Source organism: Nakamurella panacisegetis (genome assembly GCF_900104535.1).
GTDB lineage: Bacteria > Actinomycetota > Actinomycetes > Mycobacteriales > Nakamurellaceae > Nakamurella > Nakamurella panacisegetis.
Window position 1 is genome coordinate 32199 of record NZ_LT629710.1, and the last position, 21199, is coordinate 53397.

Here is a 21199-nt window from a genome sequence, read left to right on the forward strand (position 1 = left end):
GGTGCTGCCGCGGCTCGGCCGCGACAGCACCCTGCCGGATCAGGAGGTGGGCAGCGCGTACGGCGGGAGCTGACCCGGGACCGGGATGCCCGGGAAGTACTGCTTGTACAGCCGCAGATAGGTACCGTTCTTCACTTCCGTCACCATGGCCGCATTGACCGCGGCGATCAGTCCGGTGTTGGACTTGGCGATCGGAAAGGCGGCCGGCAGATCGAACGCCGGGACGGAAATGGGCTCCACCAGGTCCGTGTGCTGCTTCGTGTAGGGCTGCCCGGCCACGTAGTCGAGGAAGTAGCCATCGATGGTGCCCGATTCCAGGGCGGCGACCCCGGAATTGCTGTCCGGGAATTCGACCACGGTTGCCTTCGGGAAGTCCCGCTTCGCGTAGGCCTCCTGGATGGAGCCCTGGAGCAGCCCGATCCGCTTGCCGGCGGTCGAGGCCGCGTTGGTGATGCCGGAGGTCTTCTTGGTCAGCACACCCAGGTAGCCGATCAGGTACCCCTTGCTGAACCCGACGATCTTCTGCCGCTCGACGGTTCCGGCGCTGGAGGCGGCCCCGATGTCGAACCGGCCGGAGCTGACGGCCGGGAACAATGCCGAGAAGTCGATGGCCCGGAATTCGACCTTCAGTCCGATGTCCTTCGCGATCGCGGTGATCAGATCCAGGTCGAAGCCCTTCCACTGATTGTTCTCCAGGTAGGCGTTCGGCTTCCCGTCGGACACGGTGCCGACCAGCAACGTTCCCGGAGTCTGCGTCGTGACGGCCGGGACGGCGGCCGCGCTGCCGGGTGCGGCGGAGGCCTGGGCCGAGGAAGGGCCGGCACTGATCGACGCGGCCGGACTGGCCGGCGCGGCGACGGCGGAAATGGCCGCCAGCGACGCCGCGACCGGTGCCGAGGTGTCGGAGGAGGCGGCGGTGCTGGTCGACGAACTGCCACAGGCCGCGACCAGGACGGCGGTCAGGCTCAGGGCTACGGCGGCGCCGGTGCGGCGCACGATCGAACCGATGGGTCGTGTCACGGTGGATCTCCTGTTCAGAGCGTGGCCGGTCGGCGTTCTGCCGAACGGTGGAACTACCGGAAGCGGTTCGGGTCCATGAAGTCGATGTCCGTGAACGGCTCTTCCCCGCAGGCCAGTTGGGCCAGCACCTCGCCGAGGCCGGGGGCATGTTTGAACGCGTGGCCGCTGTCGCCGCCACCCAGCAGAAGGCGTGGATCGCCGTACGGGCGGCCGAGGAGGAACTGGTGATCCGGCGTTCGGGTGATCATGCAGGCGGCGACACCGCTGGGCTGCGGGTCCAGGTCCGGCAGGAACTCGCTCACCAACCGGGACACCAGGGCGTAGTCGTCGGTGCTGATCGATCGGTCGACCAGATCGGGGTTGACCAGGCTGTAGTGCGGATCGTCCTCCGGACCGACCTTCACGTCGTGGTCGGTGTCCGACCCGTGACCCCAGATGCGATTGCCTTCACCGAGATCTCGGATGAAGGCGGGGAAGCGGTCGACCGAGAACGTCCCCGGATCATGCGACGGGGTGAACCAGGTCAACGGGGTGCGGGTGGGAAGCATGGGCAGGCCGGGCATCAGGTGGCTCAACCACGGTCCGGGCGTGACAATCGCCTGGGCGACAAGGAAATCGCGCGCCGCCGTGCGGATCCGGACCCCCTGGTCGACCACGGTCACGTCGATCACCCCGGTCTGGGTGAACAGCCGGGCACCGGCCGCCGCGGCCGCGCTCGTCGCGGCCAGGACGGCCGCTTCGGGTCGGGCCACACCGGCGATCGGATCCAGAATCGCCACGTCGGTGTCGCCGACCCGTCCATGCTGTGGAAACTCCTTGCGGATCTCCGCCGCGGTCAGCCTCCGCACCGCCTGGCCGTGTGCCGCGGCGGCGGCCTGCACCCCGCGGATCACCCCGGACTCCGTGGCACCCATGTTCAACAAGCCGCACAACGAGACGATGGACGTGTCCGTCTCGGCCTCCAGTTCCCGCCAAAGGTCGATCGAACGGCGGGCCATTGGCACCAGACCGGGGTGTTCCAGACACAGGGTCCGGAACAATCTGGTCTTGCCGTGGGTCGACCCGAATGGATGGCCCGGCTGAAACTGCTCGAAGCCGAGCACTTCCTTGCCACGGGAAGCCAACCGCCACAACGCATGTGAACCCATTGCACCCAGACCGACCACAGCGAACTCGGCGTCCAGAACTGGCACGGGGCGATCTCCTCAATCCAGGGGCGAACACGACGGGCAATGGAAAGACACCCGCTCGGCGCGACCGGGGCGTATTGTTGAGATCGATCTCAACCACGAGAGCAGCATGAAGTCCCCGGTAGAGTCGTGTCAAGACCCGACAGGAAGAAAACTTGCCCGTGACCTCGACGAAACACTTGACCGCAGCAACTCTCGCCGATGTCGCACGCCTGGCCGGCATCAGCCGCGCCACTGCGTCGAGGGCGCTCGGCGGCTACGGGTCGGTCAGTCCCTCGGTCCGCACGCGTGTCGCCGATGCCGCCGCCCAACTCGGATACCGGCCCAATGTCGTCGCCCGGAATGTCCGCACCGGAAAGACCTCGACCATCGGGGTGGTGGTGGCCGACATGAGCAATCCGTTCTTCGCGCAGACCACCCGCGGCATCAGCGATGCCGCCCGACGCCAGGGCTACCAGGTCATGGTGGTCAACACCGACGAAAGCCTGGAAGCGGAAGAGCTGGGCCTCGAACTGCTCCTCAACAAGCGGGTGGACGGCGTCGTGGTCGCCGCAGCGTCCCGGACGGACATTCAACACCTGGTCGAGGCGCAGCTCGAAGGATTCCCCTTGGTGCTGCTCGACCGCCGGATCGACGACCTCGGCTGCGACCAGGTCACCGCCGACAACAAGTTGGGCGCGCGCGACGCATTTGCGACCCTGATCGCCGCCGGACACCGCCGCATCGCATTCATCTCGGCCGCCGACCCGGACAGCCTGGACCAGCCGGACGGGCTCTCCACCATCACCTCCAGCGGTGCCGACCGCATCGAGACCTATCTGCAGGCAATGCAAACACTGCCCGGAAGGGCGCCGGCCGCAGAATATCTGCGACTGGCCGGTTTCGTCACCGGCGCGGCCTACCGGGTGACCGCGGACCTGCTGGCATTGCCCGAGAGACCCACCGCCATCTTCGCGTCCGACAGCGTGATCGCCATCGAGGTGCTCTGGGCCATCCGCGATGCCGGCCTGGTGGTCCCGGCCGACATCTCTTTCGCCATGGGCGACGACGTACCCTGGGCGCTGGCCACGAATCCGGCGATCTCGGCCGTCGCGCAGCCGGGTTATGAATTGGGTACCCGAACAATAGAAATGCTCCTGGAGCGCATCGCCGATCCCGCCCGACCGCACCAGCACCTGATCCTCCCGACCGAATTCCACCGCCGCGGCTCGATCGGCGAACCACCGCCGAAGCGATAGCCGACGGGCCGTGGTCGCATCTCGGTTCAGCACCCAGGAATGTCGTCCACCCGGTGAGCGCGGTGAGCAGCGGCGCCTGGTCCATCGATGGGCGGGGTCCGTCGACAGGCGGCACCGAACCGGCCGGCGTCCGCTTCCCGACACATGCTTCGACAGCGGGCAGCCGGACGTACGTCGCCCGCTCGCTTCCGCCGCGGTGGTCCTGCGGTCGGCTGCATCCTGTCTCGCCGGCGCCGACGGTCGAGCAGAAACACGTGCTCGGCGTCGGTCCGGCGCCGGCTCGATGACCGGGTTCACCCGGGGGCGGAACTTACGCCAGAATGAGACGATGCGCCGCGCTCCGGAGTCTGTCCACGCCATCGCCGACGAGGCCCTCGCCGCGGCACCAGCCGATCTGCGGGAGACCTTCGGCCTCCGCCTCGACCGGTGGTGGGCCGATCTGCGCGACGGCCTGGCCGGCGTCTACTCCCCCGAGGATGCCGACGGCCTGGGCGAACGGCTCGTGCGGTTGGCCGCCGCGGCGTTTCTGGCGCGTGATCCGGAACTGCGCCGTCTGGACGCCGAGCGCACATTGGCGCCGGACTGGTTCCAGCAGAGCGACATGCTGGGCTATGCCGCGTACACCGACCGATTCGGCGGAACGATCGCTGGGGTGCAGGACAAGATCGGGTATCTGCAGGAATTGGGCGTGACATACCTGCACCTCATGCCGTTGTTGCGGCCCCGGCCCGGTGACAGCGACGGCGGTTACGCCGTGGCCGATTACCGCACGGTCCGGGAGGACCTCGGGACCGTGGCCGATCTGACCACGCTGGCCACCGCGCTGCGACACTCCGGCATCAGCCTGGTCCTGGACCTCGTCCTGAATCATGTTGCCCGCGAACACGAATGGGCCGAGAAGGCGCGGGCCGGAGACGAGCGATACCGGGAGTACTTCTACACCTACCCCGACCGCACGATGCCCGACGCCTACGAGCGCACCCTGCCCGAGGTGTTCCCGGATTTCGCGCCCGGGAATTTCACCTTCGACGACGACCTGAAGGCCTGGGTCTGGACGACGTTCAACTCGTTCCAGTGGGACGTCAAGTGGACCAACCCGGACGTCTTCTACGAGTACGCCGACATCATTCTCTTCCTGGCCAATACCGGGGTGCAGGTCCTGCGACTGGATGCCATTGCCTTCATGTTCAAACGACTGGGGACGAACTCGCAGAATCAGCCGGAGGTGCACTTCATCACCCAGGCCCTGCGAGCGGTTTCCCGGATCGCCTGTCCGGCAGTGACTTTCAAGGCTGAGGCGATCGTCGGGCCGACCGACCTGGTGCACTACCTCGGCCAGGGAAACCACCACGGCAAGGTCAGCGACATCGCCTATCACAACACGCTGATGGTGCAGATCTGGTCGATGCTGGCCGCGCGGGACGCCCGGCCGGCCGCCTATGCCCTGCGGAACCTGCCGGTCGCGCCGAGCACCACGGCGTGGGTGACGTACCTGCGGTGTCACGACGACATCGGCTGGGCCATCGATGACGACGACGCCGCGGCGTTGGGCCTGTCCGGGCGCGACCACCGGGCATTCCTGTCCGACTACTACTCCGGGGTGTTTCCCGGTTCCCCGGCCCGGGGCCTGGTGTTCCAGTACAACCCGGCCACCGGTGACCGCCGGATCAGCGGAATGGCGGCCAGCCTCAACGGTCTCGAATCCGCGATCGAGCAGAACGACAGCGCAGCACTCGATCTCGTCATCGGGCGGATGTTCGTGGCCTATGCGATGGTGCTCGGCTGGGGCGGCATCCCCGTCGTCTGGATGGGCGACGAACTCGCCCTGACCAACGACCTGCATTGGGCCGACGAACCCGGGCACGAGAACGACAACCGCTGGACTCATCGACCGTCGATGCCGTGGGACCTGGCCGCCCGCCGGACGGACGGCACCACGCCGGCCGGCCGGATGTTCGGGGTGCTGCGCCATCTCATCGGTGTCAGGTCCGGTCTGCCCCACCTGCACGCCTCGGTCGCGGCCGAGATCCCGGCGCTGTCCGACCCGGGGGTGCTGCCGGTGCTGCGGCGGCATCCGGTCGGCCCGATGCTGCAGCTGTACAACGTCACCGACAGCTGGCGGTCCTGGCCCGGAGACCGCTTGGCCGAGTTCGGCCTGGCCGACGGCATCGATCAGATCTCGGGCGATGCCGTCCGTCCGGGCGATGAAGGGAACGTCTGGTTGCCGCCCTACGCCGCCCTGTGGATCACCGCGGGCTGACGCACGCGCGTCAGCGCCCGGAGGGCCCGAACGTCACCAGCCGGCCCGCGCGATCGCCGTGATCGTGCCCGGGGCGACCTCGGTGAAGCCGGCGTCCCGGACGGCCAGCAGGCGCTCGCCGGTCCATGCCCGTCCGTCGTCCGCCGTGGCCCGGGCCAACTCGGTCCACTGATCGACCGTCGCCCGACGGACGGCCGACGGCAGGCCGGCGTCGAGCCAGGCCTGCAGGCGTGGCTGATCACCGGCCAGTAGGGCCGCGGCGATCATCCCGGCGTGACCGGTCTGCGCCATCGCCTTCCCGAGCGTCATGATCGGGGCGGGTGGCAGGTAGATCAGCAACGCGTTGTCGGCCGGCCGGGCGGCCACCTCGTCGGGCTCGACATCGGTGCCGCCGACCTGCAGCTTGGCCACCCGCTTGTCGAGGTCCTGGACGCGCCCGGGCACCAGTGCCCTGACCTCGGTGTCCCCGTCGGTCATCGTGATCCCCGGCAGTACGGCGGTCGCTTCCCACTGGGCCCCCCGGCCGCGTCGGGTGACCTTTCGGATGTGCCCGGCGCAGTAGTCGCGCACCGCTTCGTACCACTCGCCGTCGGGTTCCGATCGGGGGTCGAGGCAGATGGCCGCGCTCCCGGTCGCGGCCATCGCCAATGCCGTGTGCCAGGACGGGGGCCGGTCCCGCTCCATCCGCAGCAACAGCTGCAGGGCACGGATGTCGCCCGCCGCCTCTTCCCGGTCGACGAGTACCTCGTCGTCGTCCAGGCCCAGCCAATAGGCGTAACGGGCGCGGAGCGGAGCAAGCACTTCACCGGTCATCGTGGCTCCTGGTCGTCGGTTCGGCGTGGATCAACTTTCACGGTTTGGGACGCCTGAGGCAGAAGTCGTCAACTTCGTCCATGCCTGCGAAGTTGATCCACGCCGAACGACGGCACACCCGGGGTCCTCTGAGCCGGCCGGCCCGCGCAGGCCGGCAGGCAGCGTCGGTCGGCCACGGCGGTCAGGCGAGCGGGACGCGGCGGAGGTGACCGTCGGCGGCGTCGGCCTCCTCGACCTCTTCGCGGGTGATGCCGAGGATGAACAGCACCGGGTCCAGGAACGGCTGGTTCAACGCGGTGTCCGCGGCGTCGGCGACGATCGGCTTGGCGTTGAACGCGATGCCGAGGCCGGCCGTGGTCAACATGTCGATGTCGTTGGCCCCGTCGCCGACGGCCACGGTCTGGTCCATCGGCACTCCGGACAGCGACGCGAACCGCTCGAGTGCCCTCGCCTTGCCGGCCCGGTCGACGATCTCGCCCTCGACCCGGCCGGTCAGCCGGCCGTCGACGACCTCGAGGGTGTTGGCGGCGACGAAATCCAGGTCGAGCTCCCGCACCAGATGCGCGGCGACCTGGGTGAACCCGCCGGACACGATGCCGCACTTGTAACCCAGCCGCTTGAGGGTGCGGATCGTGGTCCGGGCCCCCGGGGTCAGCTCGAGACTCTCCCCGACCTGGTCCAGCACGGCGGCGTCCAGGCCGGCCAGCATGGCCACCCGTTCCCGGAGCGACTCGGCGAAATCCAGTTCACCGCGCATGGCCGCGGCGGTGATCCGCTCGACGTCGGCCCGCGTGCCGGTGTGGTCGGCCAGCATCTCGATCACCTCGCCGGTGATCAGGGTGGAGTCGACGTCGAAGACGATCAACCGCTTCGCCCGACGGGCCAGACCTGACCGCTGGACCGCGATGTCCACCCCGGCCCGGGTGCCGACGGCCGCGACCGCCGACCGCAGTTGCTCGTCGTCGGGCGCGGTGACCGAGAGCTCCAGCCCGGTGACCGGGTAGTCGGCGATGCGGGTGATGGTCTCGATGTTGACCCCGATGTCGCCGAAGGTCCGGGCCAACGCGCCGATGGCGCTGGCCTGCAGCGGGCGGCCCAGCACGACCACGATGTGGGTCGCGCTGCGTCGCTCGTCGTCGCCGGCCCGGTCGATGGCCACCGACACCCGCATGCCCAGCGAATGCATCGCCTGCTCGACGTGCTCCTGCAACGATTCCGGGTCACCAGGGGTCGCGACGAGCACTCCGAGGGTCAACGCCCCGCGGATGACGACCTGGTCGACGTCCAGCACTTCGACCCGGTGGGCCGACAGCGCGGTGAACAGCACACCGGTGACGCCGGGCTTGTCCGGTCCGCTGACGGTGATCAGCACTGAGGCCATGACGGATTTCCTTCTTACCGATGCGAGACGTACCAGGAGAGGTGCCAACTTCAGACCGACATGCAACGAGGCCCGCGCTGCGCAGATGCGCGGCGCGGACCTCGCCGTGGACGAACGGTCAGCTCTTCGGGATGCTCAGGGCATCGCTGGATTCGAGTTGATCCAGTGGCACCCAGTCGCGGTTCGGGTGCGCCTCGGTGCGCATCCGCTCGATCATGTGCGGGTGGTGCAGTTCGAACGCGGGGCGCTCGGAACGGATCCGCGGCAGCGAGGTGAAGTTGTGGCGCGGCGGCGGCGAGCTGGTGGCCCACTCGAGCGAGTTGCCGTAGCCCCACGGGTCGTCCGCCGTGGTGACCTCGCCGTGGCGCAGGGACCGGAAGACGTTCCAGATGAACGGCAGGGTCGACGCGCCGAGGATGAACGAGCCGATCGTCGAGATGGTGTTCAGGGTGGTGAACCCGTCCGACGGCAGGTAGTCCGGGTAGCGACGCGGCATACCCATGTTGCCCAGCCAGTGCTGCACCAGGAACGTCAAGTGGAATCCGAAGAAGGTGGTCCAGAAGTGGAACTTGCCCAGCCCCTCGTCCAGGAACCGCCCGGTCATCTTCGGGAACCAGAAGTAGATGCCCGAGTAGGTGGCGAACACGATGGTGCCGAACAGCACGTAGTGGAAGTGCGCCACCACGAAGTAGGAGTCCGAGACGTGGAAGTCCAGCGCCGGTGAGGCCAGGATGACGCCGGTCAGCCCGCCGAACAGGAACGTCACCAGGAAGCCGGCCGCGAACAGCATCGGCGTCTCGAAGGTGATCTGTCCCTTCCACATGGTGCCGATCCAGTTGAAGAACTTCAGGCCGGTCGGCACCGCGATCAGGAACGTCATGAACGAGAAGAACGGCAGCAGCACGGCGCCGGTGGCGAACATGTGGTGCGCCCACACAGCCACCGACAGCGCGGCGATCGACAGCGTCGCGTAGATGAGTCCGCGGTAGCCGAACAGCGGTTTCCGGGAGAACACGGGGAAGACCTCGGAGACGATGCCGAAGAACGGCAACGCGATGATGTACACCTCGGGATGTCCGAAGAACCAGAACAGGTGCTGGAAGAGGATCGCGCCGCCGTTGGCCGGGTCGAAGACATGGGAGCCGAAATGTCTATCGGCCGCCAATCCGAACAGCGCCGCCGTGAGCACCGGGAAGGCGATCAGGATCAGGATCGACGTGACCATGATGTTCCAGGTGAAGATGGGCAGTCGCCACATCGTCATACCCGGGGCGCGCAGGCAGATCACCGTGGTGATCATGTTGACCGCGCCGAGGATGGTGCCAAGACCCGAAACGGCCAGACCCATGATCCACAGGTCGCCACCGGCCCCCGGGGAGTTCACCGAGTTCGACAACGGGGTGTACGCGGTCCAGCCGAAGGCCGCGGCGCCACCCGGGGTGAAGAACCCGGAGACGGCGATGCAGGAGCCGAACAGGTACAGCCAGTAGGAAAACGAGTTCAACCGCGGGAAGGCGACGTCGGGTGCGCCGATCTGCAGGGGCAGTACGAAGTTCGCGAACCCGAACACGATGGCCGTCGCGTAGAACAGCAGCATGATCGTGCCGTGCATGGTGAAGAGCTGGTTGTACTGCTCGTTGGTCAGGAACTGCATACCCGGGCGGGCGAGCTCGGCGCGCATCAGCAGCGCCATCACCCCACCGACCATGAAGAAGAAGAACGCGGTGCAGATGTACATCTTGCCCAGCGTCTTCGGGTCGGTCGTCTTCAGGTAGCCCAGCAGGGCGACTCCGGGTCGGAGCTTGTTGACGGGGTACGCCCGACTCACAACGGGGCGTGGGGCTACGGCTGTCACGGGCGGTCCTCCAGCAAATCGGCGCACTGGCATCGCAGCCCAAATGGCAGGACCGGCGACGTGTAGGAGCTTAGTCCGACAATGCGTAGAAGACGACGCCGGGGCGCCGGGACTCGCGCCTTTCCCCTACCCGTTCCGGCCACCGGGGCGGGTCCGATCGGCGGCCACGAGCAGGACAAGATCAACGTCCCGCGGCGTAGGCCTGGTTGCTCCGGGGGTCGGCCCCGGCGGCGAGCCAGCCGGTGATCGGATCCCGCGCCACCGCGCACATCCGGCCCAGGGCCCACCGTCCGGCGCGGACCACCTGATGTCCGCGCGCGGCCAGGCCGTCCAGGACGTCGTCCGGGAATCGCTCCTCGATCACGACCTGGCCGGGGTAGCTCTCCCGGGGATAGAACGAGCTCGGGAAGGCGGTGCAGTGGAACGACGGGCCGTCGATGGCCCGCTGCAGGTCCCGGCCGCGCGGATCGAGCAGCAGACGCAGCAGGAATCCCAACTGCCACTGGTCCTGCTGATCCCCGCCGGGGGTGCCGAAGGCCATCTCCACCCGGTCGCCCCGCCCGGCCATCGACGGCGACAGCGTGGTCCGCGGGCGTCGCCCCGGCATCAGGGACGCAGGCAGCCCAGGTTCCAGCGTGGACATCTGCAGCCTGGTGCCCAGACCGAATCCGAGGGCCGGGATGACCGGCGACGACTGCAGCCACCCGCCGCTGGGAGTCGCCGCGACCATGCCGCCCCACCGGTCGACGACGTCGATGTGACAGGTGTCACCCTTGGTCTGGCCGTCCCGGGCCACCGTCGGCTCGCCGATCCCGATCTCGGGCGGAAGGTCCAACGACCGGCCGATCCCCTCGGCCAGCCGGGGCGTGCGGCCACCCGGCCGTCCGGGCCGGAGTTCCATCGATGCCGTCGGCCCCACCAGCGGGGCCCGGGACGCCGTGTAGTCCGGCGAGAGCAGGTCGGCCAGCGGCACCGCCGCTGAATCTCCGTACCAGGCCTCGCGGTCGGCGAAGGCCAGCTTGGTCACCTCCAGCGTGGTGTGCGCCAGTTCGAGCGGGTCGAGACCCGTGGCACCGGGCGCGATGCCGAGTTCTTCGAGCAGTTGCAGTTGCTGGAGCAGCACCGGTCCCTGGCTCCACGGGCCCGCCTTGTACACAGTCCACTCACCGAAACCGGCCGACACCGGCGGCTCGTAGGTCGGTGCCCACCCGGCCAGGTCGGCTCCGGTGATGACCCCGGCGTGCCGCTCCCCCGATGAGTCCATCTGCGGTACCCGGGCGAACTCGTCCACCGCCGCGGCGACGAACCCCGTCCTCCAGGCCGCGATGGCCGCATCGATCTGCTGCTCGCGATCGCCCTCACCACCGGCCCGCAGGAGCCGTTCGTAGGTGTCAGCCAGAGCCGGGTTGGTCAGGATGCTCCCGGCGGCGGGCGCGTGCCCGTCCCGGAGGTAGATCGCGGCCGAGGTGGGCCACTCGTCGCGCAGCAGGTCCGTCACGCCGTCGATGACGCGATGGATGGCCGGCAGAACCGGCACCCCGCCTCGGGCGTAGCCGATCGCGTAGCCCAGTACCTCGGAGAGCGACTTGGTACCGCGGTCACGGAACAGGGTGAGCCAGGCCATGGTCGAGCCGGGGATGGCGGCGGCCAGATGTCCGGTGCCCGGGACCAGGTCGAGCCCGAGGTCGATGTAGTGCGCGGGAGTGGCACCGGCCGGGGCGGGGCCCTGCCCGCACAGCACCTCCGGCGCGCGGCCCGCTGCGGCGACCAGCAGGGTCATGTCGCCGCCGGGTCCGTTCAGGTGTGGTTCGGCCACTTGGAGGGTGAACCCGGCGGCCACCGCCGCGTCGACCGCGTTGCCGCCGGCCTCCAGCACAGCCATTCCGACGGCACTGGCCAGGTAGTGCGTGGTGGCGACCATCCCGAACGTGCCCCGAAGCTCTGTGTTCACGGCCTCCAACCTACGGCGGCGCTCGGGCCGTCCCCCGGGCGGGCACGTCGGGGTCGACCGGAACACAGCCGGACAGCACACAGGACCAAATGCAACAGGGCCCGTCCTCTCGTGGAGAGGACGGGCCCTGCGTTCACGGTGGAGCTGAGGGGACTCGAACCCCTGACCCCCACACTGCCAGTGTGGTGCGCTACCAGCTGCGCCACAGCCCCGTGAAGCTGCTCGGCAACATTACCAAGAGGGACCGAGCAGTTCCTAATCGGCGCGAAACCCCAGTTCAGAGCGCCGGTCTCGGTCGTTTTGGGCGAACCGAGGCCGCCGGCCGACCCGGCACCGACGCCACGCCGACAAGATCAGGTGAGGAGATCGGTGAGCCACTTGGTGCTGTTGAGGTTGAGCACCGCACCATCCTTGACGACCGCCGGCGTGGCGATCTCCTGGCCGCTCGGAGTGGCCGCCTGCAGCGTGACCTTCGCCTGGTCGGCCGTCTTCTTGGCCTGGTCGACGTTGGCGCCGCTGCTGATGCAGGAGCTGGCCGATGCCGGCGCACCCAGTTTGGTTGCAATGGCCGCGATGTCGGAGTTGGACAGGTCGGCGCTCCCGTTCTCGGCCGGTTTGGTGCCGGAGGTGAACATGCGGGTGTGGAAGTTGAGGAACAGGCCCTTCGGCTGTTCCGCAGCCGGGATGGCGGCCACGCACTCGAAGGCCGCGGCCACCCGCGTCGAGTAGGTCTTCGACGCCGACTCGGCGTCCAGGAAGTTCATGAAGTGGTAGCGGACGGTGAGCTTGCCCTCGTCGACCGCCTTCATCACCTGCTGGCCGTACTGGCCCTCGAAGTCCTGGCAGGCCGGGCAGATGCCGTCCTCGTAGAAGTCGAGCGTGAGTTTGGGCGCACCCGGGCCGGTGACGGTGACGATCCCGGCGTCCACCGTGGCCGTCGAGGCGGTCGAGGTCGGGTGATCGGTCACCGGAGCGGCGTTCTGCTGCTTGTTCATGACCAGGCCGATCACCACGACCGCCGCGATCAGGACGACGGCGACGATGCCGATCCGCAGCTGGACCCGGTTGGAAGCGGCGTTCGTCTGCCGCGCTGCGGCCACCGACTGCCGGGTGCCCGGAGGCGGCTGGATCCGGCGGTCGACCACCGGTTTGCGCTCGCGCGCCGGCTTCGGACCGGATCCGGTCTGGGCTTTCTTACCCTGGGCCACAACACTCCTCACGACCAGGACCGGCACCGGAGGCTTTCGCCTCTGGTGCCGGTCGTTTGGGCTGCACTTGTTCCACGGCGTGCGACCGATCGTGGTCACCGTAGCTGGCCCGGATGAGGAAACGTTGTGGCCCTGGCCGTCGGCCGAGGTTCCGGCCCGGGGAGAGCCGTCAGGAACCGGCGACCGGACGGACCGGCCAGCCCCGTTCCTCGAGGTGCTCGCGGACCCGGGTGATGTCGTCCTCGGACGGCAGCTCGTTGGTCACCTTGGTGATCAGCACGCCGATGTCCGACGGGGTGGCCGGGCGGTCGCCGGCCGCGATGATCTCCTGGGCGACCTTGATCGTCTCCTCGTCGGTGAGGCGACGGCGCAGCAGGGCCAGCAGAGGGATGTAGTCCTGCGGCGGCACGCCCTGCGGATAGCCCTCGCGCAGCCAGCCGACCACCGACTTGAGGAAGGTGGACTGGGCCGCGGCGCCGACCGTCGGGTGCTCCGGCGACGACGGCTCCGTGGGTTCCGGACGACCGGCCAGGGGCCATCCGGCCGCGGCGAGCCGGGCCGCCACCAGGGACACGTCCTCCTCGGTTGGTTCCTGCTGGGCGATCCGTTCGATGGTGGCCAACACCACCGAGCGGTCGGCCGGCAGATGTCCCGACGAGGTCAGATCGGAGACGATCTCATCCAGTTCGGCGCTCGTCAGCCGGCGCCGCAACAGCGCGAGCAACGGGAAGTAGTCGGTGGTCGGCACCCCGTCCGGGTACCCCTTGCGCAGCCAGTTGAGCACCGACGAGATCACGCCGGGCTTGCTCTCGACCGACATCAGGAGAGACCGAACTTGGCCAGGAAGGCCTTGGTGGAGGCCAGGATCACGATGGCGGCGACCACGACCAGACCGACGATCAGGAAGGAGAGCCCGGCCACGACCCGGCCGGCCGGGTTCGGCGCCGCGGTACTGCCGTCGGCCTTGACGGTCCCGGCGGAGGTCCGGATACCCAGGGCGAACAAGGCGGGCAGGCCGGCTCCGAGGACGAGACCGACGGCCAGGACCTTCCAGATCGGGCTGATGGACGTGAGGACGGTTGACATTTCTCTGTTCTCCTTCAGACCGAGGCGGAGCTGCGGGCGTCGACCGGGGCCGGGGGCTGGGCCGCCGGCGAACCGTCGTCCCATTCCGCGTTCACGTTGCCGGCGTGCACCGGGGCCCGGCGGGACCTGGCGTAGATGTAGGTCGCGACGGCGACGAGGATGGCGAACACCAGCAGGATGCCGAACAGGCCATCCGCCGGACCCTTGAGCATGTCGGCGATGTACCAGCAGACGGCGCCGACGACGGCCGCGACCGGGAGGGTGATCAGCCAGCCCGCAGCCATGCGGCCGGCGACATTCCAGCGGACCCGGGCTCCCTTCTTCCCGACGCCGGTGCCCAGGATCGAGCCGGTGGCGACATGGGTGGTGGACAGGGCCAGGCCGAGGTGGGACGAGGTGAGGATGACGACCGCAGAGGCCGACTCGGCCGCCATACCCTGCGGCGACTCGATCTCGACGAGACCCTTGCCGAGAGTCCGGATGACGCGCCATCCGCCGAGGTAGGTGCCAAGGGCGATAGCCACGGCGCAGGCCACCTTGACCCACAACGGGATGTCGCCCTTGGCCGAGAGGGACCCGTGGGCCACCAGGGCCAGGAAGATGACGCCCATCGTCTTCTGCGCGTCACCGGTGCCGTGGGCCAGGGAGACCAGGGACGCCGAACCGATCTGGCCCCAGCGGAAGCCCTTCTCACGAGCGTTCTCCGGAGTGCGGGCGGTGATGCGGTAGACCAGCCACGTGCCCACGCTCGAGATCACCAGGGCGACCACCGGGGACAGCACGGCGGGGATCACGATGCTGGTGATCACGAGCGTCCAGTCGACGCCACTGGAGAATCCGAGGCCGGCGATGGCCGCGCCGATGAGCCCGCCGAACAGGGCGTGCGAGGAGCTGGACGGCAGGCCCAGCAGCCAGGTGGTGAGGTTCCAGATGATGCCGCCGACGAGCCCGGCGAACACGATGGTGATCAGGAGGTGGTGCCCGCCCGGCGCGTTGAAGAACGGCAGCGGGGCGCCCTTGGAGTCCTGGATGTGCACCACCTTCGCGACCGTCTTGGCCACCTGGATGGACAGGAATGCGCCGACCAGGTTGAGCACGCCGGACAGGGCGACCGCGACCTTGGGCTTGAGGGCGCCGGTGGCGATCGAGGTGGCCATGGCGTTGCCGGTGTCGTGGAAGCCGTTGGTGAAGTCGAAAGCGAGTGCGGTCCCGATGACCAACACCAAGATGATGAACTCTGTCATGGGCCGAATCATGTCGGCGCCGGAATCCCGTGTCCATCGGCCCGACCAGCGTTTTGCCTGGTCAAGATCAATGTTCGACCAAGCGTCATCTGTTGTTCATCTTGATGGGGAGACGCGTTCGGCGCCGCGTCGGGACCCCCGGCCTTAGGCCGTACACGCGTCGACGGCGGACACGAAAGTTCGTGCCCGCCGTCGAGGGTTGCGATGTCCGGCCCGGATCGGGCCGCGGGATTCAGGCCTGGGCGACGATGTCCAGGACGGCGACCGCGGCGGACGAGGTCTGCCCGGTCGACGAATTGGTCGATGCGGCCACGACGACCAGCACCCGGCTGCCGAGCGGCACCCCGATGAGGCCCTTGAGCGCACCGCTGCTGTCGACGGTGATCTGCTGGAGCCCGGTCGACGAGCTGGCGCTGGCCTTGGCGCCGGCCTTGGGCCACGTGGACTGGGTCTGGCTCTGTGTCCAGTCGGTGACGACCAGCTGGGCCAGCACGTTCCCGGCGACGACCTTGGCGCCGGTGCCCTTGGCCAGGACGTAGACCGCGTTGGTCTTGGGCTCGGCCAGACCCTTCGGGACGGTGATCTTCGGCTCCTTGCCCAAGGCACCGGTGACGGTCGGGATCCCCTTCACCGCAGGTTGCGGGACGGCGTCGGTCTGGCCCGCGGCGTCCGGGGAGATGACGCCGACGACGTCGACCACGAACACGATGGTGTCGGTGCCCTTGATGGCGCCGTTGGCCCCACCGGCCGAGCCGTAACCGTCCGACGGCGGCAGGCTCAGCAGCACCCGGCTGCCGATCTTGACGCCGACCAGCGCCACGTCCCACCCCGGGACGACCTTGCCCTCGCCGATCTGGAAGGTGCTGGTGTTCGGCTTGCGGTCGTACGAGTTGTCGAACGCCTTGGTCCCACCCCAGACCTGACCCAGATAGTGGGTGACCAGGTAGTCACCCTTCTTCGTGACAGCACCGGTGCCCTCACTCAGAACTTCCCGCTGGAGCGACGGCACGGCCGGGGTCTTCGGGAAGGTCAGCGTCGGCTTCTCACCGAACTTGCCGGTCGCGGTCGGCAACTCCGAGGCTGCCACCGCCGGAGCGACGGCGGTGGCCGCCGGGACCGCGGGGCCCAGGTCGGGGGCGGCACTGGACCTGGCCGAACCGGTCGCCACTGCCGACGAGGCAGCCGCGCCGGACGATCCGGCCACCGCACCCGAGCTGGTGGAGCCGGCGGTCGAGCTCGAACTGCACGCCGCGAGCACAAGGAGCGGAAGGGCGGCGATGACGGCCCGGATGCGCATGGAGAATCCTTCTTCTTCAGCTGCCAGAGCACGCTCGGCAGAGTTGTTCAGCGCCAGTGCGTTACCCGTGTCGGGCTCCGGAGATTCCGGGCTGGCTTGGACACCCTACGCAACCGACCTGTTCACCAGATGTGAATGCCGGCCCGCGCAACCGGGGCCGGCCGGATCGGTGCGACATCGGCCGGGCCGATCGAGGCTCAACCCGAGGGTCCGGACAGGGTCCCGCTGGCCCTAGTCTGAGCGGGTGGCAGGTACCCCGCGCGTCTTCGTCGCCCAGCTGGCCGGACTTCCCGTGTTCGGCCCCGGCGGCGAGTCCATCGGCAAGGTGAAGGATATCGTCGCTGCCCTCCGGCTCGACCGAAGGCCTCCGCGAGTGCTCGGCATCGTCGTGGAACTGCCCACCCGAAGGCCGATCTTCGTCCCGATGCTGCGGGTCACCTCGCTGGAATCGCACGCCGTCGCGCTGTCAACGGGGTCGGTCAGCCTGCGGCGCTTCGAGCAGCGCCGCACCGAAGTGCTGGTGATCGGTCAGCTGATCGACAAGAAGGTGCGGATCGCCACCACTGCGTCGGCGGCCACCGTCATCGACGCGGGGATGGAGCGCACCCGCACCCGCGACTGGATCGTCAACCGGCTGGCCGTCCGCGAGCGCACCGGGCGGCTGTCCCGCCGGTCGCCGGTCCAGCTGTTGAACTGGACCGACGTCCGCGGCACCGATCTCACCGACCTGTCGGACAACACCACCCTGGGGACCCAGCAGCTGCTGGCCTCGTTCGAGGGCATCCGCGCCGCCGACGCGGCGACCGTGCTGCGCGACCTGCCGCCGGCCCGACGGTACGAGGTGGCCGACGCGCTCGACGACGACCGGCTGGCCGACGTCATCGAGGAACTGCCGGAGGAGGACCAGAAGGATCTGCTGGCCCACCTGGACGAGGCCCGCGCGGCCGACATCCTGGAAGCGATGGACCCGGACGACGCGGCCGACCTGCTGGCCGAACTGCCCTCCGGCGTGCAGGAACGGCTGCTGGAGCTGATGGAGCCGGAGGAGTCGGAGCCGGTCCGGCGACTGCTGCAGTACTCGTTCGACACCGCCGGTGGTCTGATGACGCCGGAGCCGATCGTGCTCACCCCGGACGCCACGGTGGCCGAGGCCCTGGCCCGGGTCCGCTCCCCCGACCTGACCCCGGCGCTGGCTTCGATGGTGTTCATCTGCCGCCCGCCGCAGGCCACGCCGACCGGCCGCTATCTCGGCGCCGTGCACACCCAGCGATTGCTCCGCGAGCCACCGTTCGACCTGGTCGCGGGCGTGATCGACAAGGACATGGCCCGGATGTCGGCCGACGCCAGCCTGGCCGAGGTGACCCGGTTCTTCGCGGCCTACAACCTGGTCTGCGCGCCGGTGGTGGACGACGAGGAACATCTGCTCGGGGCGGTCACGGTCGATGACGTGCTGGACCATCTGCTGCCGGACAACTGGCGCGAGCTCGGCCTGGGTGACATGCCCACCCGTGCCCGCACGTCCCCGCGGATGAAGGAGGCGGGCCGTGCCTGAGTTCCGCGGCCGGCGCCTTGACCAGCCGCGGAGCAACCGGCGGTTCAACCTGGACATCGACCCGGAGGCCTTCGGCCGGTTCTCGGAGAACCTGGCCCGATTCCTGGGTACCGGCAAGTTCCTGTTCTGGCAGACCCTGCTGGTGATCCTGTGGATCTCGCTGAACCTGTTCGCGGTCAGTCTCCGGTGGGACCCGTACCCGTTCATCCTGCTCAATCTGGCCTTCTCGACGCAGGCGGCCTACGCGGCGCCGTTGATCCTGCTGGCCCAGAACCGTCAGGACGACCGGGACCGGATCACCGTGGACGAGGACAGGTCACGCGCGGCGCAAACCAAGGCCGACACGGAGTTCCTGGCTCGGGAGCTGGCCGCCCTTCGGATCGCCATCGGCGAGATCGCCACCCGCGACTATCTGCGGGGTGAACTCGAGCGACTGCGTATCGACCTGGACGACACGATCGCGCCGAAACCGAAACGGGAGAAGTCGGCCGGCAAGGCCAAGCAGGCGACGAAGGAGCCCTCGGTCGATCACCGTCAATCGGCCCCCGATGCGAGCGAACCGCGGCCCTGACCCGCGTTTGGCGCCGTCGATCCCCGCGTGACAGCATCCGGTGGTGCCCACGATCCTCTTGCTGACTGCCGAAGTTCTCCCCCACGACGACTACGAGACCGCGCTCGTCGCCGAGGCCCTGACCGACCTCGGGGTGAAGTCGCAGATCGTGCCGTGGGACGCCGACGGCCTCTCCGACATCCCGGCCGACCTCGCGGTCATCCGTTCGACCTGGGACTACACCGGTGCCCTGCCGAAGTTCCTGGACGTGCTGGGGCGGTTGCCGATGGTGTTGTCGAACCCGGTCGAGGTGGTCCGGTGGAACTCTCACAAGGGCTACCTGGTGGAGTTGGCCGAGGCCGGCGCCCCGGTCGTTCCCACCCGGTTGTTCCGCGCCGCCGACTTCGCCGCCGGCGACCCGGTGGTGCTGCCCTCCTTCGACACGCCGGAGATCGTCATCAAGCCGGCCGTGTCGGCCGGCGGCGCCGGGGTGGGACGGTTCGCCGACGGTTCGGCGGCGGCGCTGGATCATCTGACCTCCACCCTGCGGACCGCCGATGCTCTGGTCCAGCCGTTCCAGCCGGGTGTGTCCGAAGGTGAACGCTCACTGATCCACCTGGGTGGGGTGTTCTCGCACGCCGTGCGCAAGACGCCGGCCGAGGGCGACTACCGGGTGCAGGAGCGATTCGGCGGGTCCAACCGGCCGCATCAGCCCTCGGGGGCCGAACTGGCGGCGGCGGCCGCGGCCCTGTCCGTCGTCCCGGGCGGCTCCGACGTGCTCAGCTATGCCCGCGTCGATCTGGTCGGTCCCGAGGACAACCCGTTGATCATGGAACTGGAACTGATCGAGCCGGAGTTGTTCCTCCGCTACGCCGACGGCTCGGCGGAGCGGCTGGCCAAGGCACTCGCGGCCATGGTGTGAGCGACCCGGGTGGGAGCGACCCGCGGCGGGGTGGCTGTCGAGCTGACCGATCGCGATCGGCACCCTGATTCCGGCCTAGAACCACTGAAGGCCCCACCCGGATCGGGTGGGGCCTTCAGTGTCGGACCACATCACTGTGGAGGTGGCGGGAATCGAACCCGCGTCCAACGTTGTGTTGTGAGGGCTTCTCCGGGCGCAGCTCGCGTTGTCTCTACTTGACCCCACCAGTCATGCGAACGTGCTGGTGTGACAGGCCCAGTAACTGTTTGTTGTCCCATCGGATCCCGTTACCGGATCGTCAGGTAATCCTCCTTAACGGCGCCAGTATCCGGGTCGGAGGAACACCCGGACTGACGGAGTCGCTACTCGCTCAGGCGGCGAGGGCGAACTCGCGCTGACTGTTGTCGGCGCTTGATTTTTTTGCAACGGATGGTTAACGAGATCATCGTTGCCTTCCTCGGCCCGCTTCACCTCACTCGACAGCCGCTGTCGAGACCAATCACCCCCAAGAGCTCGGGGAGACAAGCAACATCCACTCTACCCGCTCTCCCGGCCGGGCCGCTCCTGGTTTGCCCGCGTGTCCGTCAGATGGCACAGGCCGGCTGTCCGGGCAGGAGAATGCCCAGGTAGAAGGTGCCGCCGGATCCGGTTCCCCGTCCCGGGTCGTCCCACCGGGCCAGCATCGGCTCCGATCCGATCTCCTTGATCACCCGGGCCGCCGTCTCCCCGGTGACCTCCATGCATCCCTGGCCGGTCCGACCGGCGAGCAGCGTGCGCAGCGTCGTCGGCCCCGGCCAGCGGTGGGCCGGGATGTTCTTGCCGTCGGCCGTCTTGATCAGACGGAGTCGGTTCGGCGTCCAGGAGGTCTGGTTGACCACGCCGGCCGTCACGGTGGCGATGGCCGTGTGCAACCGTTGCCGGTTGGCCCGCTGGGCCGGGTCGGGCAGTGCGTCGTCACCGCTGCCGAAGGCGTAGATCGGCAGGGTCCGCACGGTCCGTCCGGGCGGGGCCAGGGTCACCACGGTGGTGCCCTGGTCGGTCACCTGGCTCTGGCCCATGTTCAGGTCCATCAGGTCGCCGAACTCGGTGACGGCCCAGTCCCGGAGGCAGTCGGCCACCGTCCCGATGCTCGCGACCGGCAACGCTTCGCTGATGCTGCCGTAGCCCTTGGTGGTGATCACGGTGCCATCGGCGTACAGGGCCAGCCGGATCGGTTCGGTGTCACGGTGCGCGATCCAGGCGTTCGCCCCGGCGGTGACGGAGATGAGGGGTGCTCCCGACGGCGTCCGCGGGACTGCTTTCGGCACCGAGGTGGTGTCGCAATCGGCCGGCACCGGATGTGCGGTCCCGCCCGCCGCCGGGGTCGATGTGGCCGGGATCGATGTGGCCGGGATCGACGAGGGCGGGGAGGCCGTGATCGGCGCGGTGGGACTCGACGGCGGGTTCGAGGACGGGTTGGAGGACGGGGCCGTGGACGCCGGCGCCGAGGTGGCGGCGACGGCCGGGGTCCGGTCCGCGGTCGAGCAGGCGGCCAGGACCACCACCGCGCCGCACGCCCCGGCGAACGACAGGGCGCGCCGGCGGAGGTTGGCCGGGAAGGGCTGTGGGGAGCTGTTCATGGCGCTGAGACGG

General features: G+C 68.9%; 17 protein-coding genes, 1 tRNA gene and 1 other RNA gene. 5 read left to right on the forward strand and 14 right to left on the reverse strand.

The window, feature by feature from the left end:
- Positions 1-39 precede the first annotated feature (39 nt).
- Both BLS97_RS00155 and solA read right to left on the reverse strand, forming a co-directional pair.
- Positions 40-1020: an ABC transporter substrate-binding protein gene (locus tag BLS97_RS00155; protein ID WP_090474010.1), complete on the reverse strand. Its 981-nt coding sequence runs from the start codon at positions 1018-1020 to the stop codon at positions 40-42.
- Between the two features lie 53 nt (positions 1021-1073).
- The gene (gene solA, locus BLS97_RS00160; RefSeq protein WP_090474011.1) at positions 1074-2213 is read right to left on the reverse strand and encodes an N-methyl-L-tryptophan oxidase; all 1140 of its coding nucleotides are present in this window, start codon (positions 2211-2213) and stop codon (positions 1074-1076) included.
- 158 nt (positions 2214-2371) lie between these two features.
- On the opposite strand from solA, the gene BLS97_RS00165 reads away from it, so the two are divergent.
- The gene (locus BLS97_RS00165; protein WP_172832186.1) at positions 2372-3448 is read left to right on the forward strand and encodes a LacI family DNA-binding transcriptional regulator; all 1077 of its coding nucleotides are present in this window, start codon (positions 2372-2374) and stop codon (positions 3446-3448) included.
- A gap of 328 nt (positions 3449-3776) precedes the next feature.
- Positions 3777-5708 carry an alpha-amylase family protein gene (locus BLS97_RS00170; RefSeq protein WP_090480886.1) on the forward strand — a complete coding sequence of 644 codons (1932 nt, stop codon included), beginning with the start codon at positions 3777-3779 and terminating at the stop codon, positions 5706-5708.
- A gap of 33 nt (positions 5709-5741) precedes the next feature.
- Here the strand turns inward: BLS97_RS00170 and BLS97_RS00175 are convergent, their stop codons facing one another.
- The 10 genes from BLS97_RS00175 to BLS97_RS00220 form a co-directional block, all read right to left on the reverse strand.
- The gene (locus BLS97_RS00175) at positions 5742-6521 is read right to left on the reverse strand and encodes a peptidyl-tRNA hydrolase (protein WP_090474013.1); all 780 of its coding nucleotides are present in this window, start codon (positions 6519-6521) and stop codon (positions 5742-5744) included.
- 181 nt (positions 6522-6702) lie between these two features.
- Positions 6703-7902, reverse strand: a complete 1200-nt coding sequence (gene serB / locus BLS97_RS00180; protein ID WP_090474014.1) for a phosphoserine phosphatase SerB — start codon at positions 7900-7902, stop codon at positions 6703-6705.
- 118 nt (positions 7903-8020) lie between these two features.
- A complete protein-coding gene (ctaD, locus tag BLS97_RS00185) occupies positions 8021-9757 on the reverse strand; it encodes an aa3-type cytochrome oxidase subunit I (RefSeq protein ID WP_090474015.1) in 1737 nt (578 codons plus the stop codon).
- 181 nt (positions 9758-9938) lie between these two features.
- Entirely contained in the window at positions 9939-11717 is a 1779-nt protein-coding gene (locus BLS97_RS00190; protein WP_407938027.1) for a gamma-glutamyltransferase family protein, read from the reverse strand.
- Positions 11718-11847: 130 nt separating this feature from the next.
- A tRNA-Ala gene (locus tag BLS97_RS00195) sits at positions 11848-11920 on the reverse strand.
- 141 nt (positions 11921-12061) lie between these two features.
- Positions 12062-12916: a DsbA family protein gene (locus BLS97_RS00200; RefSeq protein ID WP_157695077.1), complete on the reverse strand. Its 855-nt coding sequence runs from the start codon at positions 12914-12916 to the stop codon at positions 12062-12064.
- Positions 12917-13085: 169 nt separating this feature from the next.
- Entirely contained in the window at positions 13086-13736 is a 651-nt protein-coding gene (locus BLS97_RS23315) for a DUF3349 domain-containing protein (RefSeq protein WP_090474017.1), read from the reverse strand.
- Positions 13736-14002, reverse strand: coding sequence for a hypothetical protein (locus tag BLS97_RS00210; RefSeq protein ID WP_090474018.1), 267 nt, complete (start codon positions 14000-14002; stop codon positions 13736-13738). Before BLS97_RS00210 ends, BLS97_RS23315 begins: the two co-directional genes overlap by 1 nt.
- A 14-nt stretch (positions 14003-14016) precedes the next feature.
- Complete coding sequence (locus BLS97_RS00215; protein WP_090474019.1) at positions 14017-15246, reverse strand: inorganic phosphate transporter; 1230 nt, start codon at positions 15244-15246, stop codon at positions 14017-14019.
- 232 nt (positions 15247-15478) lie between these two features.
- The gene (locus tag BLS97_RS00220; RefSeq protein WP_090474020.1) at positions 15479-16543 is read right to left on the reverse strand and encodes an FKBP-type peptidyl-prolyl cis-trans isomerase; all 1065 of its coding nucleotides are present in this window, start codon (positions 16541-16543) and stop codon (positions 15479-15481) included.
- Between the two features lie 244 nt (positions 16544-16787).
- Between BLS97_RS00220 and BLS97_RS00225 the strand changes: the two genes are divergently transcribed.
- Genes BLS97_RS00225 through BLS97_RS00235 form a run of 3 tightly spaced genes read left to right on the forward strand, consistent with a single transcriptional unit; the run spans position 16788 to position 19567 of the window.
- Positions 16788-18095: a magnesium transporter MgtE N-terminal domain-containing protein gene (locus BLS97_RS00225; protein WP_090474021.1), complete on the forward strand. Its 1308-nt coding sequence runs from the start codon at positions 16788-16790 to the stop codon at positions 18093-18095.
- Positions 18088-18666 (forward strand): DUF1003 domain-containing protein, encoded by a 579-nt coding sequence (locus tag BLS97_RS00230; RefSeq protein WP_090474022.1) that lies wholly within the window; start codon positions 18088-18090, stop codon positions 18664-18666. Before BLS97_RS00225 ends, BLS97_RS00230 begins: the two co-directional genes overlap by 8 nt.
- 43 nt (positions 18667-18709) lie before the next feature.
- Complete coding sequence (locus BLS97_RS00235; protein WP_090480892.1) at positions 18710-19567, forward strand: ATP-grasp domain-containing protein; 858 nt, start codon at positions 18710-18712, stop codon at positions 19565-19567.
- A 134-nt stretch (positions 19568-19701) separates the two neighbouring features.
- On the opposite strand, the gene ssrA is transcribed toward BLS97_RS00235, so the two are convergent.
- Positions 19702-20074: a transfer-messenger RNA gene (ssrA, locus tag BLS97_RS00240) on the reverse strand.
- Positions 20075-20151: 77 nt separating this feature from the next.
- Positions 20152-21186, reverse strand: coding sequence for a hypothetical protein (locus BLS97_RS00245; protein ID WP_157695078.1), 1035 nt, complete (start codon positions 21184-21186; stop codon positions 20152-20154).
- Positions 21187-21199: the final 13 nt, after the last annotated feature.

Excerpts from the sequence above, each read along its gene's own strand:
- BLS97_RS00170 (WP_090480886.1), top strand. The coding sequence starts at position 3,777 with ATGCGCCGCGCTCCGGAGTCTGTCCACGCCATCGCCGACGAGGCCCTC.
- BLS97_RS00175 (WP_090474013.1), bottom strand. The coding sequence starts at position 6,521 with ATGACCGGTGAAGTGCTTGCTCCGCTCCGCGCCCGTTACGCCTATTGG.
- serB (WP_090474014.1), bottom strand. The coding sequence starts at position 7,902 with ATGGCCTCAGTGCTGATCACCGTCAGCGGACCGGACAAGCCCGGCGTC.
- BLS97_RS23315 (WP_090474017.1), bottom strand. The coding sequence starts at position 13,736 with ATGTCGGTCGAGAGCAAGCCCGGCGTGATCTCGTCGGTGCTCAACTGG.
- BLS97_RS00210 (WP_090474018.1), bottom strand. The coding sequence starts at position 14,002 with ATGTCAACCGTCCTCACGTCCATCAGCCCGATCTGGAAGGTCCTGGCC.
- BLS97_RS00215 (WP_090474019.1), bottom strand. The coding sequence starts at position 15,246 with ATGACAGAGTTCATCATCTTGGTGTTGGTCATCGGGACCGCACTCGCT.
- BLS97_RS00220 (WP_090474020.1), bottom strand. The coding sequence starts at position 16,543 with ATGCGCATCCGGGCCGTCATCGCCGCCCTTCCGCTCCTTGTGCTCGCG.
- BLS97_RS00245 (WP_157695078.1), bottom strand. The coding sequence starts at position 21,186 with ATGAACAGCTCCCCACAGCCCTTCCCGGCCAACCTCCGCCGGCGCGCC.